General features: G+C 53.3%; 1 protein-coding gene. It reads right to left on the bottom strand.

Annotated elements, in window-relative coordinates:
* Nucleotides 1–143: 143 nt before the first annotated feature.
* Nucleotides 144–1,640, bottom strand: coding sequence for an integrase core domain-containing protein (locus HMPREF2807_RS03615; RefSeq protein ID WP_049156914.1), 1,497 nt, complete (start codon nucleotides 1,638–1,640; stop codon nucleotides 144–146).
* Nucleotides 1,641–1,784 lie beyond the last annotated feature (144 nt).

The following is a 1,784-nucleotide window of genomic DNA, read 5'->3' as shown; positions in this document are numbered from 1 at the left end:
TGTTATGTCCATGGACTTTTTGGACACGGAGTCCAGTAACTTTTTGGGCTAGGAGTCCAATGACTTTTTGGACGTGGAGTCTCCCTGCTTTTTGGGCAGGGAGTCTTTGGTGTTTTTGGACAGTCTCTAGCTCGTCTTACCGGTTATGGTTTCTTTCGTCTCGACGGGCGCGGACGCGACAGGATTGGTTTGATCTCTGGTGGCCGGCGGTGCCACATTCCTTCGACATGCCCGATGTTGATCTGTCCGCCGGCTGGACGCTCAAGTAGCTTGATGGGCAGTGGGAATGAAAACAGTGCTTCACCATCATGATCAGTGAAGAACTCAGCGGTGTCATCGGTAACGTGGCTGTATATGAGCCGGTTTTTAAACCGGAGTCCTACATAGAATCCATAGCCCAGGATGCGCACCACTCCGCTTTTGTTGATCCACAGTGTGTCGGGGATACCCCAGGCGTTGCTTGACTGGGCGGATAGACCGTCTACGGTGGGACTGACGGTAGGAGATGATTCTTGCTGGATTGGTTCGTTATCGTCATCGATGGTTGTGGGAGAAGCTGCAACTTCTCCCACAACCGGCACCATCGCCTCTTTAACCTTCTCGATACGATGCTCGTGGTGTATCGCGCTTTCTGAGTGCGTATCCCGGTATGACTTCACAATCTTGGCCCACAGCAGATCCGGGTCAATGGGTTGTGTTGGGGATTGAGCGTGGGCGAAGTGCTCACGGGCTTGGGCTGGAGTGATGTGCATTTTGCCGACTAGCAGGCCTTGATGGCGGCGCCTGGTGTTGTAAAACTCGCGGTAGTCGTCCAACAGCTGTTGGACGTGCTGAAGTGTCGTAGGTTGGCGTGCATCGAGAAACTTGGTCATAGTTTGATGCGAGCGTTCATCTTTGCCTTGGGTTTGCGGGCCAAAACCTGCAATGGACCAGATACCTTGGGCGGCGAGCCAGCGCTCGGTATCGGACAATCGGCCCCGGTGATAGGTGGCAAAAGCTTCACCGTTATCGGTCAAAAGTTCCTGCGGGCGACCATACGTTTCTATTGCTGCGGCCAAGGTAGTGCGAGCATCGAATCCGTTTTCTTTGGCGGCGAAGGCTTGTGAGCCCAGATCAAACCGGCTGGCATCATCAACCAGCTGGTAGATAGTGATCTGGGTATGTGGAGTGTCAAAGAGTCGATAGACAAACCCGTCGAGTTGCCACAGCTCATCGACTTTATCGCGTGCCCAGCGTTTATAGCTTTTACGAGGACGTTTACGGGCATTGGCCTCAGCAACACCAGCTTCGTGGAGCCAAAGCGCAATCGTAGACCGTGCCGGTGGGTGCTCTAAACCAAGGTCATCAATGAGGTAGTAATAGATCGACCACGGGCCATAGTCACGTCCCCGGGCCTTGAGCACTGATCGAGCTGTGATGACTTTCTGACGAAGGTGATCATCGTAGATTCTGGCTGGGGAATGCGGGGCGGTGGAGTCAGGCAGGATGCCTGCACGGCCGCGTTGTTCAACGCGGCGTTTGATGTTGGCATAGGTTTGGCGAGATACGCCAATATCCTTGCAGAATTGGGTGACGGTTCGTCCGTCTCTTACTGGGTCGAAGTCCGCTATTTTCTTGCGGAGATGGGTTGAAATAGCCATCTTGGTATTCCAACCCACCGACTGTCCAAAAAGTCTTGAGACATCACGACAAGGAAGTCTTTGGACTCCGTGACCAAAAACTATCTGGACTCCCCGTCCAAAAAGCCATTAGACTCCGTGTCCAAAAACTCCATAGACATCACA

Origin of the sequence: Corynebacterium sp. HMSC074A09, from assembly GCF_001811545.1 — a bacterium.
In the GTDB taxonomy this organism is placed as follows: Bacteria; Actinomycetota; Actinomycetes; order Mycobacteriales; family Mycobacteriaceae; genus Corynebacterium; species Corynebacterium hiratae.
The sequence above is the reverse complement of the archived record's forward strand: the minus strand, read 5'-3'. Positions and strand labels throughout refer to the sequence as shown.